Raw genomic sequence first — 13,938 nt, 5'->3', positions numbered from 1 at the left:
ATACGGTGGGAGACGACGATCCGCCCGGGGGGTCGCCTAATGGGCACATCGGGCGCAAAGACCCTTGATTTCCACCGTTTTGCGCTCGGCCTTGAAGCCCGCATGGGCCGCCGCTGCGTCAAGGGCGCGTTCGAGCTTCGGATCGACGATCTCTTCCGTCCCGCCGCATTGCCGGCAGATCAGGAACTGGCCGCTATGCGGCGCGCCGGCATCCGCGCAGCCGAGATAGGCATTGAGCGATTCGATCTTGTGGATCAGGCCCTCAGCCATCAGGAAGTCGAGCGCGCGATAGACCGTGGGCGGGCGGGCCGCTTTATGGGTCGCCGCCAGCGTATCCAGCACCTCATAGGCGCCAATGGGCTTATGCGAGCGCCAGACGATCTGCAGCACCTGCTCGCGCAAGGGGGTGAGCTTGACGCCGCGCTCGGCGCAAATCTCCCGCGCGCGCGCCATGGCGTCCGCCACGCAGGCACGGTGATTGTGCGACGTATGCGCCTTGGGCGCGGTTTCCGTTACCTCGGTCATATCCGCCCTTCCGGAAGGCTCCGATGCAACAATATAACATGAAGAGGCCGCCTGACGAAGCGGACCGGAATCGGCCTAGACTGCGCGTCATGTGTGGACGATTTGCAATCACGACGCCTCCCAAGGCCATGAAGGAACTTTTCGGCTATGGGGAGCAGCCCAATTTTCCGGCGCGCTACAACATCGCGCCGACCCAGCCTGTGCCGGTGGTCGCGATGGAGCGGGGCGAGCGGCATTTTCGGCTGATGCGTTGGGGGCTCATTCCGTCCTGGGCCAAGGAGGCGCCGAAATCCCTCCTTATCAATGCCCGCGCCGATACGATCGACGAAAAGCCGAGCTTTCGAGGGGCCTTCCGGCATGGAAGGTGCCTGATGCCCGCTGATGCCTTTTACGAGTGGAAAGCGAAAGGCGGCGGGCCGAAGCAGCCTTTTCTCATCCGCCGGCGCGACGGAGGCAGCTTTGCCATGGCGGCCATTGCCAGCAACTGGATGGGGGCCGATGGCAGCGAGATCGACACCTGCGCCGTGGTGACGACGGACGCCAATGAAACGCTGATGCCGATCCATCACCGTATGCCGGTGATCCTCGATGAGCGGGATTGGGAAATGTGGCTGGCCCCGGAGACGCAGGCGCGGGACGCACAGAAACTGCTGCGCCCCGCGCCCGACGATCTCATGGAGGCCGTTCCCATCGGTACACGGATCAACCGCGTCGCGAATGACGATCCCTCATTGTGGGACCGTCACGAGGTTGAGGACGAGCCAACGGTACAGTCCGCGCCGAAGGCGAAGGAAAAGCCTGCAAACGCGAACCAGATGGATCTTTTCTGAGTTTTCCCGGTCCCGATCAGGCCGACATGCGGGAATCCGTGCCCGTGTCAGGATCGACCGTGCGGGCGTAAGCCCACCAGTTTTCCGGTGCGAGTTCCAGAATGGACATGCCGATGTCCTCGCGCCTGATGCCCGGAGAGGCCACGAGATTGTCCGCCGTCGCCTCGAAGAGCCGCTGTTTCACCGCCGCGGGCCGGGCGTTGAAGGAAAACCGGATGAAGACCATTTTTTCGCTGCGCGGCACACCGAAATAATTCGGATCGAAGATCATGTTTTCCGCATCGAGCTCGCCGGTGACCTGGAAATAATCGTCTTCCGGAGTCTTCAGCACATCCATCATGGCTTTGTGGATGCCGTCGGAAATCGCCTTGCGGTATTCGGGCGTCGTGCCCTTGCGCAGCCAGACATTGATGAGGGGCATGGGAAAATCCTTCCTGACTTCGAGTGGGTGGACCGCGGCCCGTTTCGGCGGCCGTCTTTCGGTCCTGATGCTTCATCATGGCAGCGCTTTCCGAACGCATTCAGGCCTAGTATTATCCTAGGACTATGTAATCCCTCCCCGAGAAAGGCGATCCGATGCAAAAGGACGGGATGGAAAACCACAGCCGGAACGAACTGGGTAATTTCCTGCGCTCGCGCCGGGAAAGGCTGAGCCCGGAAATGCTGGGCCTGCCCGCGGGGCGACGCCGCCGGACGGCGGGGCTGAGGCGGGAAGAAGTGGCGGAACTCGCAGGGATCAGCGTCGATTGGTACATCCGCCTCGAACAGGGCCGGACGGTGAGCCCCTCCGTCACCACGGTCGATGCGCTGGCGCGCGCGCTGCAGCTCGGCAAGGACGAACACGCACATTTGCGGGACCTGACCCGGAACGGGGGACAGCCGGCATTCGCGCCCGAAAAACTGCCGCTGACGGTCAGGCGTGCCGTGGAGGGATTGAACAAGCCGGCCTATGTCACCGGGCGGCGTTGGGATGTGCTGGCCTGGAACGAGGCGGCGGACGAGCTGTTCGCCTTTTCGGGCCATGCGCCTCAGGATCGGAACATCCTGATCGGTATGCTGACCAACCCCGAGACGCGTCGCCTTTTCGGCAAGAGCTGGGAGGGGGAGGCCAAGCGTATGGTGGCGGAATTTCGCGCCACGCATGATCTCTGGGCGGGCGACCCCGCTTTCGTGGACCTGCTGGCGCGGCTGCGGGAGGGAAGCCCCGAATTCGTGCAATGGTGGGAGGCGCATGACATCCGCCATGGTGCGGCCGGTCGCAAGGTGCTGCACCACCCGGAAAAGGGCGTATTGAGTTTCGAATATGCGAGCTTTCAGGCCAATGACGATCCGGCGCTGAAACTCGTCATCTATACGCCGGTTTGAGCCTCAGTCCTTGAGGCGCCGCGACATGACGATGCGCTCTTCGACCTCATAGCCGAGCGTCTCGTAAAAGGCCCGCACACCCTCATTGTCGGGCCGGATCATGAGGTTCAATTTCCAGACGCCCCGCGCTTTCAGCCAATCTTCCGCCGCCCGCATGATGCGGGTACCGAGACCCAGATGGCGGAACGCGGGATCGGCCGAGACGTAATAGACCGCGCCGCGGTGTCCGTCATGGCCCAGCATGACGCTGGCGCCGAGCCGGCCCTCGCGTTCCAGGACGAGAATGGTCGAGGCAGGGCCGGCCAGGGCAAAGCCAATGTCCTGATGTGAATCGTTGAATGGACGGGTGAGGCCCGTCGCCTGCCATAATGCATCGAGGGCGGCGGCGTCGCGGATGGTCGCGTCGCGGAGGGTAAAGTCCTCCGCACTGGACGTTTCGGGGGCGGTTTCGGGCCGTTTTTCGGTCATTCGCTTTCTCCGTAAGGCGATCCGGGAAAGCGCGTGAAGCTAACATGAAAGTCCGGTCCGGCCGCATGGATTTAGCGCAGTCGCGCCCAGGGCTGTCCTACCCTATAATTAGGTGACCATGCGCCGCCGGGGTCCCCATGCTGTCTGACGTCATCATCCTTCTCGTTCTGATCCTGCTGAACGGGTTTTTCTCCATGTCGGAAATGGCGGTGGTTTCATCCAGCCGCCAGCGCCTGCTCGCGTTGAAAAGCGCCCGCAAGCGCGATGGCGGCGTGACGGGCGGCGTGGAGACGGCGCTCAAGCTGCAGCGCGAATCCGGCCGTTTCCTCTCCGTCGTCCAGATCGGCATTACGCTGGTCGGCGTCTTTACCGGCGCCTTCGGTGGCGCGACTTTGGCGACCCCCGTGGCGGAGGTGCTGAAGCCGCTGCCCTATGTCGGCGCTTATGCCGGACCGGTCGCGTTCGGCCTCGTCGTCATCATCATCACCTATCTTTCGCTCATTCTGGGCGAACTGGTTCCCAAGCGCATTGCGCTGTCGAACCCGGAAGGCATTGCCTCGGCGATCGCCCGGCCGATGAAGGGTCTGTCGAGCGCGCTGCGTCCGGCGGTGACGTTCCTTTCCTGGTCCACCGAAGCGGTGGTCCGGCTTTACGGCATCACCGGCCAGCAAGTGCCGAAGGTGACGGAAGACGAGATCAAGCATCTGGTGGAAGAGGGCGCGGCGACCGGCGCCATCGAGGGGGTGGAGCGCGATATCGTGCATCGCGTCTTCCGCATGGGCGACATGCATGTCAGCGAAATCATGACGCCGCGCGTACAGCTCGTCTGGCTCGATACGACGGCGCCGGTGGAGAGCAATCTGGAAGCCATCAGGCGCTATCAGAGCATGCGCTACCCGGTGCGGCGCGGCGCTGGCGGCCCGCCCGTCGGCATGATCCGCGTGGAAGACCTCTTCCATGTGGAAACGCCGAAGTCGAACGACGTCCTGTTCCAGAAAATGTCGCCGCCGCTCTATATCCCGCGCACGGCGTCCGCGCTGAAGGCGCTCTCCGTGCTGCAATCGAACCAGATGTTCATGGGGTTCATCATCGACGAATATGGCGACGTGGTCGGCACGCTGACCATGAGCGAAGTATTCTTCGCGATGATCGGCGACATCTCCGAGCACGCCGATGCGGCGAATGACGCGGTCGTGCAGCGCGACGACGGCTCCTACATCATCGACGGCGTGGTGTCGGTGGACGAAGTGCGCCGCCTGCTGGGCCTTACCAGGCTGCCGGGCGACGACAGCCCGGAAGTGAACACACTCGCCGGCGTCTTTTATAACTGGTTCGGGCGGCTGCCGCGCGAGGGCGAATATTTCGGCTGGAACGGCTATCGCTTCGAAGTGGTGGATATGGACGGGCCACGCATCGACAAGGTGTTGATCGTCGCCGCGCAAAACCTGCCCATCGGCAGCGCGATGAAGCGCGGCGCGGATTAGTCCACCGAAACCACCTTGCCCGGATTGAGAATGCCTGCCGGATCGAAGGCGCGTTTCAGCGTGCGCATCATGTCGATTTCCACGGGATCCTTGGTGGCGGCGATTTCATCTCGCTTCATGCGGCCCACGCCATGCTCGGCGCTGATCGAGCCGCCCATCTCGCGCACGATGTTGTGGACGATGCCTGCCATGCGGTCCCACTGGGCAAGATAGGCGTTCTTGTCCATCCCCTCGGGCTGGCTGAGATTGAAATGCACATTGCCGTCGCCGATATGGCCGAAGGGCACGGGGCGGATGCCCGGCATTTCCTTTTGCACGGCCTTGCTCGCTTTTTCGATGAAGGCGGCCATGGATGAGACGGGCACGGACACGTCATGCTTGATGGAACCGCCTTCGCGCTTCTGGATTTCCGAAAGGCTTTCGCGGAGCGTCCAGAGAGCGGCGCGCTGGCTGTCGGACTGCGCAAGGGCCGCATCGGTGACGAGGCCCTTTTCCATGCCTGTGGCGAGTGCGGCTTCCATGGTTTCTTTCAGCCCCGCATCCTTGCGGCCCGCCGTCATCTCGATCAGCACATACCAGGGCGACGGCCTTTCGAGCGGGTCTTCCGCACCGTCGAGATGCTTCGTCACGAATTCGACGCCGATGCGCGGCACGAGTTCGAACGTCGTGACCATGCCGCCGGACTCCGCTTCCGCGACACGCAGCAATGAAACGGCGGCCTCCACGCTCGGCACGGCGGCAAAGGCGGTCTCCACGGCACGGGGGCGCGGAAAAAGTTTCAGCACGGCGGCGGTGATGATGCCGAGCGTGCCCTCCGAGCCGATGAAAAGCTGTTTGAGATCGTAGCCCGTATTGTCTTTCCGGAGGCCCTTGAGCCCGTGCCAGATGCGCCCGTCGGCAAGCACGACTTCGAGACCCAGCACGAGGTCGCGCGCATTGCCGTAGCGCAATACGGCGGTGCCGCCTGCATTGGTCGAAAGATTGCCGCCTATCTGGCAGGTGCCTTCCGAGGCGAGGCTGAGCGGAAAGAGACGGTCCGCCTCCGCCGCCGCTTCCTGCGCTTCGAGAAGCGTGACGCCTGCTTCGACGGTGAGCGTGTTGTTGTCGGTATCGATAGCGCGTACCGCCTTCATGCGCGACAGCGAGAGGATGAGTTCCTCGCCCGCCTCGAACGGCAATTGCCCGCCGACAAGGCCGGTATTGCCGCCTTGCGGCACGATGGGCGTCTTCGTTTCCTGTGCGAGCGCCATGATCGCAGCGACTTCATCCACATTCGCCGGGCTCAGCATGGCGCTGGTCTTGCCCTTGTAGAGCCCGCGCTGTTCGACAAGATGCGGGGCAAGCGTATCCGGGTCGTCGGTGAAACCTTTCGGGCCGACGATGTCGCGGAAGCGCTGCAATGTCTCTTGGGAAGGCATGAAGTCTATTCGTCCAGTCTGGGATGCGCGCGGACGCCATGATGCAGATAACGCGCGCGGCCGAAACGGTCTTCTTCCAGAAAATGATAGGTCACGGGGCGCGTATAGCCAGGCGGCACGCCGACGAAAAGTCCCGGCGCGGCGGGGTGAAGCTCCACATCATAGATGCCCTGAAGCGCGGCAAACTCCGCGCTGGGCGCATGATGAGCGACAAGCTTGCCGTCCTTCTGCGAAATATCGATCGTGCCGCTCGCCTTGCCATAGCGCCCGAGAAGCGGTTCCGCCGCATAGTCGAGCGTGGGATCGGCCGCGGGCATGGGCGGCGGCGCGACATGACCGAGAACGGGGAAATATTCCGCCATCAGCTTGTCGGCCATGCCCTTGCCGTTGCCGCCATTGGTCAGCAGCACGAAGGCCGCGCCGCTTTCCGGGTGATAGCGCAGCCAGGCGGCCTGGCCGATGGTGGAGCCGTCATGACCGAAGGTTTCGTAGGTGCCGTCGCCGTCCCAGTCCCACATGAAGCTGGCAAGGCCGATGGCGTCGATATTCATGCCCGCCGGGCAGGCGGTGGTGAAGCCATGCATGGCGGCGACGCTTTCCGGCAGGAGAATTTGCGTGCCGTCCGGCGCACGGCCTTTGTTCATCATCATGCGGGCGAAGGCGAGCACGTCTCGCGCCCGCGCCATGGGCATGGACCCGGCAGGTGCGTTGGACTGCGCGAGATAGGCAATCGGCGTGACGATGAGCGAGCCAGGCACGCCCAGATGGCCGATGGCAGTCTGATGGCGCATGGCCTGTTCGGGCAGGGTGGAGAAGGACGGCGTGCCGAGGGGTTTTGCCAGCCGCGTGCGGATCGCCTTGTCCCAGCCCATCCCGCTTGCGGCTTCCACCATCCGGCCCGCCATGACGAAACCTGCATTGCAGTAGGAGAACATATGGCCGAGCGGATGGACCTGACGCACGTCTTTCAGCAGGCCAACATATTTCGCGATGCGGTCCTCGCCGCGTCCCGCATCCTTGAAGAAATCGCCGTCGAGCCCGCTCGTGTGATTGAGGAGATGGCGCAGCGTGACGCGCGCCGCGGTGTCCTCGTCCCCAAGCGCGAAGTCCGGGAGCGTCTCGCGCACGGACGCGTCGAGCTTCAGCTTGCCTTCCTCCACGAGCTGCAGGCAAAGCGCGGCGGTATAGAGCTTGGTGATGGAGCCGATCTGGAAAAGCGTGTCCGGCGTCACCGGCACTTTCGTCTCGATATTGCAGACGCCCGCGCTCGCCTCCGCAAAGCCCGCTCCATCCCAGAGGAGCAGCGTTGTGCCGGGCACGCCGAAATCCTCGATGGCGGTGGTGAGCGTTTCCTGGAGACGGGTCTGGTCGGGAAGGGGCATAACGGCTCTGTCGATGATGATGGGCTTAGCCTAGTCGGTATAGCCGCTGGCAAACAACTGGTCGATTTCCCGTATATCGGATAGACCTTGAGACAAGACGCTCAAAAATCCGGGGGGGCCGTGTTCCAGTCGATAGCCAATATGTTTCCGACTCAGAAAATGGCGGAGTCGAAGATTCTCTCGGCGCTTTGGCGCGTCCTTTTTTATCTATTCAAACCCTCTGCCTCCTTCGTGATGCGGTTGCCCTATTATCGGGCGCTTGTCTTTCCGAAAAAGGGCACGCTGACACGCGTTCTGATCCGTCGGGGGTGCTGGGAAAAGGAATTGACGGAGCGGTTTGCCAGTTTCGTGAAGCCGGGCGGCTTTGTCGTCGATGCAGGCGCGAATTTCGGAAATTACGCGCTCACCGCGTCCGGCCTTATGAAGGGCGAGGGGCTTGTCCTGGCGTTCGAGCCGCATCCGGTGACGTTTGGTCTGCTCAGGCAGAATATTGCGTTGCAAGACGAACCTGTCATCACCGCGGAGCAGGCGGCGCTCGGCGATAAGCCCGGCGAGCTGGAACTGGTGACGGACGAAGACAATCCGGGTGGCCACAGTTTCAACCCGGGTCAGGTCTGGCGAGCGGGCGTCAGCGAAAAAGTGCGTGTCGTCGCGCTCGACGACTATCTGGCGGAGCATGGCATTACGCAGCGCCTCGACCTGCTCAAATCCGACACGGAGGGATTCGATTTCAAGGTGCTGAAGGGCGCCCGCAAGACGATCGAGCGCGACAGGCCGACCGTCTTCTGCGAGGTATCGCCCGATGGATTGCGCGAAGCGGGAGACAATTACGAAGAGCTTCTCGCCTTCTTCGAAGACCTCGGATATCGCGCGAGCATGCAGGATAAAGGGTCCCGCCGGATTGTGGACATGTCTTTCCGCGACTTGTCCGCACTGCTGGCAGATCTGAAGGACGATTTCCGCGATGTGATTTTTGTCCATCCCGGAAACAGATAAGGACGCGAGGAAGAAGATGCCCCATCCGAGCGACGCGGACCGCGAAGTTACGGCCATCGATCATGTCATCCTAGCCGTGACGGACCTTGCCGAGGCCGAAAAGACCTATACGGGCATTTTCGGGCGGACCCCTTCATGGCGCGGCGGGCATCCGGGCGGTGGGACCTCCAATGTGCTTTACCGGCTGGAAAACACCTATGTGGAGCTGCTGGCGGCGACCGGCGAGGGGCCGAATGCGACGGCGGTGAGCGCCTTCATCGAGGAAAAGGGCGAGGGCGTTTTCGGTATCGCGCTTCAGGTGACAAACGCCGAGGAAGCACGTGAAGCCTTCGCCGCGCGGGGGCTGCCCGTGGGCAAGGTCGCGACCGCCGAAGGCGTCGACGAGATGACCGGCGCGAAACGGGAATGGAAGAGCTTTTTCATCGACAGGCAAGCGACGCGCGGGCTGACGGTTTTCGCCATCGAGCATCTGAGCCCGGCGGATGCGCTGCCCATGGCGCCGCTTGGCGCGGGCGTCCGCGAAGACGAGGCCGTGCAGGCCGCCGACCATGTGGTGGTGATGACGCCCGATGCGGAGGCGGTGAAGGCGCTCTTTGAAGAGAAAGTGAATATCCGCCTCGCGCTCGATCATTCGAAACCGGAATGGGGCGTGCGCCAGCTTTTCTTCCGCACGGGCGGCATGACGCTGGAAGTGGTGCAGCCGCTGGACGAAACGCGCGCGCCCAAGAAAGACCATTTCTGGGGCCTTGCCTGGAAGGCGCATCACATCAATGCCGTGCAGGCGAGGCTCGCCGCGCAAGGCTATGACATGTCCGATGTGAAAACGGGCCGGAAGAAGGGCAGCTTCGTTGCGACCATCCGCAAGCCGACCTGCAATGTGCCGACGATCCTGATCGGCGAGGCGGGCTGATCAGCCTCGGTCCGCAGCGGCGCGGGACAGGCGATCGTTGATCGCTTCGCCCAGACCATCGTGCGGCACGGGCATCACGGCGAGGCGGCGGCCAGCGGCCTGCTCGTCCAATGCGCGGAGCATGGCGAAAAGATTGGCCGCGGCCTCGGTGAGATCGCCCTTTACGGAGAGGTTGAGCGAGGCGCCGAGCGACGGGGCGTCCGGGCCGAAGCCGAGCAATATCTCGTCATTCTCTTTCTCGCGCACATTGAGCCGGATCGGCGCATTGGGCGCGTAATGGCTGGCAAGCTGGCCGGGGGAGGAACGTCCCGCCTCGTCCGATTGCGGCTCGGGATCGGCAAGCGGTGCGCCCAGCACTTTCTCGATGTCGTCCCGCGCGATCGCGCCGGGGCGCAGCAGCGTGGGCGTGCCGCCTTCGGGGAAACCGATCACGGTGGACTCAAGCCCCATCTCGCAAGCGCCGCCATCGAGCACCATGGCCAGCAGCGGCGAATGGCCGAGCGATTCCACGACATGCTCGGCTCGGGTGGGGCTCACCTTGCCCGATGCATTGGCCGACGGCGCGGCGAGCGGACGGCCCGTGGCCTCAATGAGGCGTTGAGCGATCGAATGCGCGGGCACGCGGATCGCCACCGTATCGAGCCCGGCGCTGACGAGAAGCGAAAGCGGTGTGTCGGCGCGGCGCGGCAGGACGAGCGTCAGCCCGCCCGGCCAGAAGGCGGCGGCGAGCTTTTCGGCCTCGGGCATGAAGGTCACATGCTGCCCGGCTTCCTCCTTGCCCGATACATGCACGATGAGCGGGTTGAAGCGCGGGCGGCCCTTGGCCTCGAAGATGCGCGCGACCGCCTCGTCATTGGTCGCGTCCGCGCCGAGCCCGTAAACGGTTTCGGTCGGGAAGGCGACGAGCTGCCCTGCGCGCAAGGCGTTGGCGGCCTCGGCGATGGTTTCGTCGTTCGCTGTTACGCAGGGGACGGTCATGCGGTCGGCTTTTGCCCCGATTGCCGTCCGATCAGCCAGTAGAGAAGATGGTCGGGGATGATGTCGACGAACCAGGTAATCAGGCGATAGACGAAACCGTTGATATAGACGGGATCGTTTTCCATCACCGCGCGAAAACCCTCCCGCGCGACGCGGTTCGTATCGAGCCAGAGGAATTTCGGCAGCCGGTTCATTTCCTCGCGATTGCCCATCACATCGTGGAATTCCGACCAGGTGAAGCCGGGGCAGAGCGCGGTCACATGGACGCCCGTCCCCAGATATTCGAAATGGAGCGCCTCGGACAGTTTGATGACGAAAGCCTTGCTGGCCGAATAGAGCGTCCCGCCCGCGGATGCAGGCAGGTGACCCGCGACCGAAGCTATATTGAGGATGCGGCCATAGCCTCGCGCCTTCATGCAGGGGCCGAAGAGATGGCAAAGCTCGGCGACGGCGGTGACCATGACCTGAATGAGGGCGGCCTGATCCTCCCACTTCGTATCGCGGAAAAAGCCGGGAATGCCGTAGCCCGCATTGTTGACCAGTGCGTCGACCCGAAGCCCGCGCGATGTCACCTCGTCGAAGATTGCGCGTGGCGCGGCGGGGTCGGCGAGATCGGCGACGATGATGTGGCAGTCGGTCTTCATGTCGCGCGCCAGCTCTTCGGCCAGCGCCTCCAGCTTCTCGCGGCGGCGGGCGACCAGAATAAGGTCGAAGCCATGCTCGGCGAAGACCCGGGCAAGCTCCGCCCCGATGCCCGCTGAGGCCCCTGTGATGAGGGCGCGCTTTCCCTTGCCTTCATAACTGATCGACATATCTGACCTCATCGAAGCGCGATTTTGTCATGCTTTCGCATGCACGGCCGAAACGGGCAGGATGCGGCATGACGAAGGGTTACAATCCGGCCCGACAATACGTAAAACTGGCGGGGATCGCTATGCGGCCTTTCCCGTTTTGTCTTTCTACCGTGATTTCAGGAGCCTCCCCCATGACCTATCGTGCGCCCGTTCGTGACATGGCCTTCATTCTGAACGATGTGGCGGGCCTGTCGGAGCTCGCCGGCAAGGGAGATTTTGCCGAACTGAGTCCCGACCTCGTGGAGGCGGTACTGGAAGAGGGCGCCAAGCTCGCCGGTGACGTGCTGGCGCCGCTCAACCGCTCCGGCGACGAGGAGGGCGCGCGGCTCGAAAAGGGCGAGGGTGTGAAGACGCCGAAGGGATTTGCCGAGGCTTACAAGAAATGGGTCGAAGGCGGCTGGGGCAGCCTTGCCGCGACGCCGGACTATGGCGGGCAGGGCCTGCCGGGCGCGCTGGCGGTTGCCATGCAGGAGATGTGGAACGCCTCCAACCTCTCTTTCGGCCTCTGCCCGATTCTGTCGCAAGGCGCCATCGAGGCGCTGACGGCGCATGGCGCGCCGGAGCTGCGCGAGAAATATCTGCCCCATCTCATCTCCGGCCAGTGGACCGGCACGATGAACCTGACCGAGCCGCAGGCCGGGTCCGACCTCAATGCGCTGAAGGCCAAGGCCGTGCCGCAGGAGGATGGCAGCTATCTCGTCACCGGCACCAAGATCTTCATCACCTATGGCGATCACGACATGGCGGAGAACATCGTCCATCTCGTGCTTGCCCGCCTGCCGGACGCGCCTGCGGGCACGAAAGGCATCTCGCTCTTCCTCGTGCCGAAATTCCTGGTGAAGGAAGACGGTTCGCTGGGCGAGCGCAATGACGCCTATTGCATCGGCCTTGAAGAAAAGCTCGGCATTCACGGGTCGCCGACCTGCGTCATGTCCTTTGGCGAAAACGGCGGCGCACGGGGCTGGCTGATCGGTGAGGAGAACAAGGGCCTCGCCTGCATGTTCACCATGATGAACAATGCGCGGCTTCTGGTCGGTACGCAGGGCGTGGCGATTGCCGAGGCCGCCTATCAGCACGCGCTGGCCTATGCGCAGGACCGCAAGCAGGGCCGTCCGCCCGAAGGCGTGCCGGGCGCGGAGAATGTTCCGGCGGACGAAATGGCGCCCATCATCATGCTGCCCGATGTGCGCCGTATGCTGATGAGCATGAAGAGCCTGACGGAAGCCTGCCGCTCGATCTGCTATGCGACCGGCGTGGCCCTCGATCATGCGCATCATGGCGGGAGCGACGAAGAAAAGGCGAAGGGCCGCGCGCGTGCCGATCTGCTGACGCCGATCGCCAAGGCCTTTTCCACCGACGCGGCGGTCGAGGTCGCCTCCACCGGCATCCAGATCCATGGCGGCATGGGCTTCGTGGAAGAAACCGGCGCGGCGCAGTTCTATCGCGATGCGCGTATCCTGCCGATCTATGAAGGTACCAATGGCATTCAGGCCATCGACCTTGTCGGGCGCAAGCTGCCGCTCGGCAATGGCGAGGTGGTGAAGGACTTCATCGCCGAAATGCGTGAGACGGCGGAAGAAGCCCGCAAATCCAATCGCAAGGATCTCTCCGGAATGGGGGAAGGACTGGAAGAGGGGATTGCGGTGCTGGAAGAGGCGACTGCCTACATGGCGGAGAAGCTCAAAGCCGCGCCGGCTGACGCGATGGCGGGGGCGACACCCTATCTGCGTCTCTTCGGGACCGTCGCGGGCGGTCATTTCCTGACGCGCGGGGCGCTGAAGGCGGCAACGCTGCCCGAAGGCGACAGCTTCGCCAAGTCGCGTCTCGCGACCGGTGCTTTCTATGCGGGCAGCATTCTTTCCGGCGCCGCGGGACTCAAGGGCGCTGTCATGGACGGTGCCGCGCCGCTTTACGCGCTGGATGAAGACGAACTGGTGAGTTGATATGCCGTGGCCATCCACTCTGAAGATGCCTGAGTAGTGTCATCAAATCCAGGTTCAGTCAGAACAGTGTATGGGAATTAGCTCTCAACTTCGTCCTATCTCATCTGTGACAGGTTTGGGTCTACTTCTCCCGAATATTCGGCGGTGAGGTTCTTACCGCAATTGGGTAGAATTGCGTCCTCTTCCCCGCCCTCGGCTATGCGTAGAGACTCAACGACATTGCCGGTTTTAGGGGCGATGAGTTTTGTTTTATTTAGGCTGAATCCAGCTTAGACCGACCAAATTTTTCAATTCGTTCAAGATGTGTCCACATTTCTTTTCCATCTTTACGTCGACTACTTACAGCGCCAGCCGCAATCAAACACTTTCTAAGTTCGTCGTCTGGAATACCTGGTAGTAGGCCTTTGATAGTCTCAAAAGAACGACTTTCCCACTCTTCACTAAGAAGCATCTTTGTGATGATAAAACGCAGTTGGTTTTCTAGACGGGTTTCAGACTCGAATTTTTGCAATGCCAATCGATAGCTAAGAAATGATAAGGGAATCGATCCGAATAGTCCGGCGAGCGCCCCTATGATAGCGGCAACTACAGTCTCATCCACGAGCGCCTCCTATATGTTTTCTGCTAAGTATTTAAGTATATAGGGATCATGGCTCTATTCGAAGCGGCTTGTAACTCTAATTTGTTTCTTGGCGTAGGGTGTTCCTCACGCTTTATGTTGTTGTCGGTTCAGCTGGTGTAGTGGCATCGCTGATGCAAGGATTCCGCAACGTCGTTGGAGCTTG

Annotated in this window: 14 protein-coding genes; 6 read left to right on the top strand and 8 right to left on the bottom strand. The window is 62.4% G+C overall.

Annotation, left to right across the window (positions count from 1 at the left end):
* Window positions 1-36 precede the first annotated feature (36 nt).
* Window positions 37-525: a Fur family transcriptional regulator gene (locus ACSSVQ_RS05370; RefSeq protein ID WP_454181271.1), complete on the bottom strand. Its 489-nt coding sequence runs from the start codon at window positions 523-525 to the stop codon at window positions 37-39.
* 23 nt (window positions 526-548) lie between these two features.
* On the opposite strand from ACSSVQ_RS05370, the gene ACSSVQ_RS05365 reads away from it, so the two are divergent.
* Entirely contained in the window at window positions 549-1,355 is an 807-nt protein-coding gene (locus ACSSVQ_RS05365) for an SOS response-associated peptidase (protein WP_454181269.1), read from the top strand.
* A gap of 16 nt (window positions 1,356-1,371) precedes the next feature.
* Here the strand turns inward: ACSSVQ_RS05365 and ACSSVQ_RS05360 are convergent, their stop codons facing one another.
* Window positions 1,372-1,776 (bottom strand): tautomerase family protein, encoded by a 405-nt coding sequence (locus ACSSVQ_RS05360; RefSeq protein WP_293326108.1) that lies wholly within the window; start codon window positions 1,774-1,776, stop codon window positions 1,372-1,374.
* A 170-nt stretch (window positions 1,777-1,946) separates the two neighbouring features.
* Between ACSSVQ_RS05360 and ACSSVQ_RS05355 the strand changes: the two genes are divergently transcribed.
* The gene (locus ACSSVQ_RS05355) at window positions 1,947-2,720 is read left to right on the top strand and encodes a helix-turn-helix transcriptional regulator (protein WP_454181267.1); all 774 of its coding nucleotides are present in this window, start codon (window positions 1,947-1,949) and stop codon (window positions 2,718-2,720) included.
* Window positions 2,721-2,723: 3 nt separating this feature from the next.
* Here ACSSVQ_RS05355 and ACSSVQ_RS05350 read toward each other — a convergent pair whose 3' ends face one another.
* Window positions 2,724-3,188, bottom strand: coding sequence for a GNAT family acetyltransferase (locus ACSSVQ_RS05350; RefSeq protein WP_454181265.1), 465 nt, complete (start codon window positions 3,186-3,188; stop codon window positions 2,724-2,726).
* 137 nt (window positions 3,189-3,325) lie between these two features.
* Here ACSSVQ_RS05350 and ACSSVQ_RS05345 point away from each other — a divergent pair, with 137 nt between their 5' ends.
* Window positions 3,326-4,672 (top strand): hemolysin family protein, encoded by a 1,347-nt coding sequence (locus ACSSVQ_RS05345; RefSeq protein WP_293326117.1) that lies wholly within the window; start codon window positions 3,326-3,328, stop codon window positions 4,670-4,672.
* Here the strand turns inward: ACSSVQ_RS05345 and ACSSVQ_RS05340 are convergent.
* Together ACSSVQ_RS05340 and ACSSVQ_RS05335 are read right to left on the bottom strand one after the other, a co-directional pair.
* Window positions 4,669-6,090: an FAD-binding oxidoreductase gene (locus tag ACSSVQ_RS05340; protein ID WP_454181263.1), complete on the bottom strand. Its 1,422-nt coding sequence runs from the start codon at window positions 6,088-6,090 to the stop codon at window positions 4,669-4,671. The two genes, ACSSVQ_RS05345 and ACSSVQ_RS05340, sit on opposite strands and share 4 nt — an antisense overlap.
* Before the next feature lie 5 nt (window positions 6,091-6,095).
* The gene (locus tag ACSSVQ_RS05335) at window positions 6,096-7,472 is read right to left on the bottom strand and encodes a serine hydrolase domain-containing protein (protein WP_454181261.1); all 1,377 of its coding nucleotides are present in this window, start codon (window positions 7,470-7,472) and stop codon (window positions 6,096-6,098) included.
* Window positions 7,473-7,631: 159 nt separating this feature from the next.
* Here ACSSVQ_RS05335 and ACSSVQ_RS05330 point away from each other — a divergent pair, with 159 nt between their 5' ends.
* Entirely contained in the window at window positions 7,632-8,468 is an 837-nt protein-coding gene (locus ACSSVQ_RS05330) for an FkbM family methyltransferase (protein ID WP_454181259.1), read from the top strand.
* A gap of 16 nt (window positions 8,469-8,484) precedes the next feature.
* Window positions 8,485-9,378, top strand: coding sequence for a VOC family protein (locus tag ACSSVQ_RS05325; RefSeq protein ID WP_454181257.1), 894 nt, complete (start codon window positions 8,485-8,487; stop codon window positions 9,376-9,378).
* Here ACSSVQ_RS05325 and ACSSVQ_RS05320 read toward each other — a convergent pair whose 3' ends face one another.
* The gene (locus ACSSVQ_RS05320) at window positions 9,379-10,356 is read right to left on the bottom strand and encodes an L-threonylcarbamoyladenylate synthase (RefSeq protein WP_454181255.1); all 978 of its coding nucleotides are present in this window, start codon (window positions 10,354-10,356) and stop codon (window positions 9,379-9,381) included.
* Complete coding sequence (locus tag ACSSVQ_RS05315; RefSeq protein WP_454181253.1) at window positions 10,353-11,168, bottom strand: SDR family NAD(P)-dependent oxidoreductase; 816 nt, start codon at window positions 11,166-11,168, stop codon at window positions 10,353-10,355. The genes ACSSVQ_RS05320 and ACSSVQ_RS05315 overlap by 4 nt, the downstream gene beginning before the upstream one ends.
* Before the next feature lie 173 nt (window positions 11,169-11,341).
* On the opposite strand from ACSSVQ_RS05315, the gene ACSSVQ_RS05310 reads away from it, so the two are divergent.
* The gene (locus tag ACSSVQ_RS05310) at window positions 11,342-13,153 is read left to right on the top strand and encodes an acyl-CoA dehydrogenase (RefSeq protein WP_454181251.1); all 1,812 of its coding nucleotides are present in this window, start codon (window positions 11,342-11,344) and stop codon (window positions 13,151-13,153) included.
* A gap of 253 nt (window positions 13,154-13,406) precedes the next feature.
* Here the strand turns inward: ACSSVQ_RS05310 and ACSSVQ_RS05305 are convergent, their stop codons facing one another.
* Window positions 13,407-13,754: a hypothetical protein gene (locus tag ACSSVQ_RS05305; RefSeq protein ID WP_454181249.1), complete on the bottom strand. Its 348-nt coding sequence runs from the start codon at window positions 13,752-13,754 to the stop codon at window positions 13,407-13,409.
* Window positions 13,755-13,938: the final 184 nt, after the last annotated feature.

Source organism: Parvibaculum sp. MBR-TMA-1.3b-4.2, from assembly GCF_053628815.1.
Note: the sequence above shows the minus strand (reverse complement) of the source record. Positions and strands in the feature narration are given on the sequence as shown.

Bases quoted from the DNA above. Each gene is read 5' to 3' on its own strand.
- ACSSVQ_RS05370 (WP_454181271.1), bottom strand. From the start codon at position 525: ATGACCGAGGTAACGGAAACCGCGCCCAAGGCGCATACGTCGCACAAT.
- ACSSVQ_RS05365 (WP_454181269.1), top strand. From the start codon at position 549: ATGCAACAATATAACATGAAGAGGCCGCCTGACGAAGCGGACCGGAAT.
- ACSSVQ_RS05360 (WP_293326108.1), bottom strand. From the start codon at position 1,776: ATGCCCCTCATCAATGTCTGGCTGCGCAAGGGCACGACGCCCGAATAC.
- ACSSVQ_RS05355 (WP_454181267.1), top strand. From the start codon at position 1,947: ATGGAAAACCACAGCCGGAACGAACTGGGTAATTTCCTGCGCTCGCGC.
- ACSSVQ_RS05350 (WP_454181265.1), bottom strand. From the start codon at position 3,188: ATGACCGAAAAACGGCCCGAAACCGCCCCCGAAACGTCCAGTGCGGAG.
- ACSSVQ_RS05345 (WP_293326117.1), top strand. From the start codon at position 3,326: ATGCTGTCTGACGTCATCATCCTTCTCGTTCTGATCCTGCTGAACGGG.
- ACSSVQ_RS05340 (WP_454181263.1), bottom strand. From the start codon at position 6,090: ATGCCTTCCCAAGAGACATTGCAGCGCTTCCGCGACATCGTCGGCCCG.
- ACSSVQ_RS05335 (WP_454181261.1), bottom strand. From the start codon at position 7,472: ATGCCCCTTCCCGACCAGACCCGTCTCCAGGAAACGCTCACCACCGCC.
- ACSSVQ_RS05330 (WP_454181259.1), top strand. From the start codon at position 7,632: ATGGCGGAGTCGAAGATTCTCTCGGCGCTTTGGCGCGTCCTTTTTTAT.
- ACSSVQ_RS05325 (WP_454181257.1), top strand. From the start codon at position 8,485: ATGCCCCATCCGAGCGACGCGGACCGCGAAGTTACGGCCATCGATCAT.
- ACSSVQ_RS05320 (WP_454181255.1), bottom strand. From the start codon at position 10,356: ATGACCGTCCCCTGCGTAACAGCGAACGACGAAACCATCGCCGAGGCC.
- ACSSVQ_RS05315 (WP_454181253.1), bottom strand. From the start codon at position 11,168: ATGTCGATCAGTTATGAAGGCAAGGGAAAGCGCGCCCTCATCACAGGG.
- ACSSVQ_RS05310 (WP_454181251.1), top strand. From the start codon at position 11,342: ATGACCTATCGTGCGCCCGTTCGTGACATGGCCTTCATTCTGAACGAT.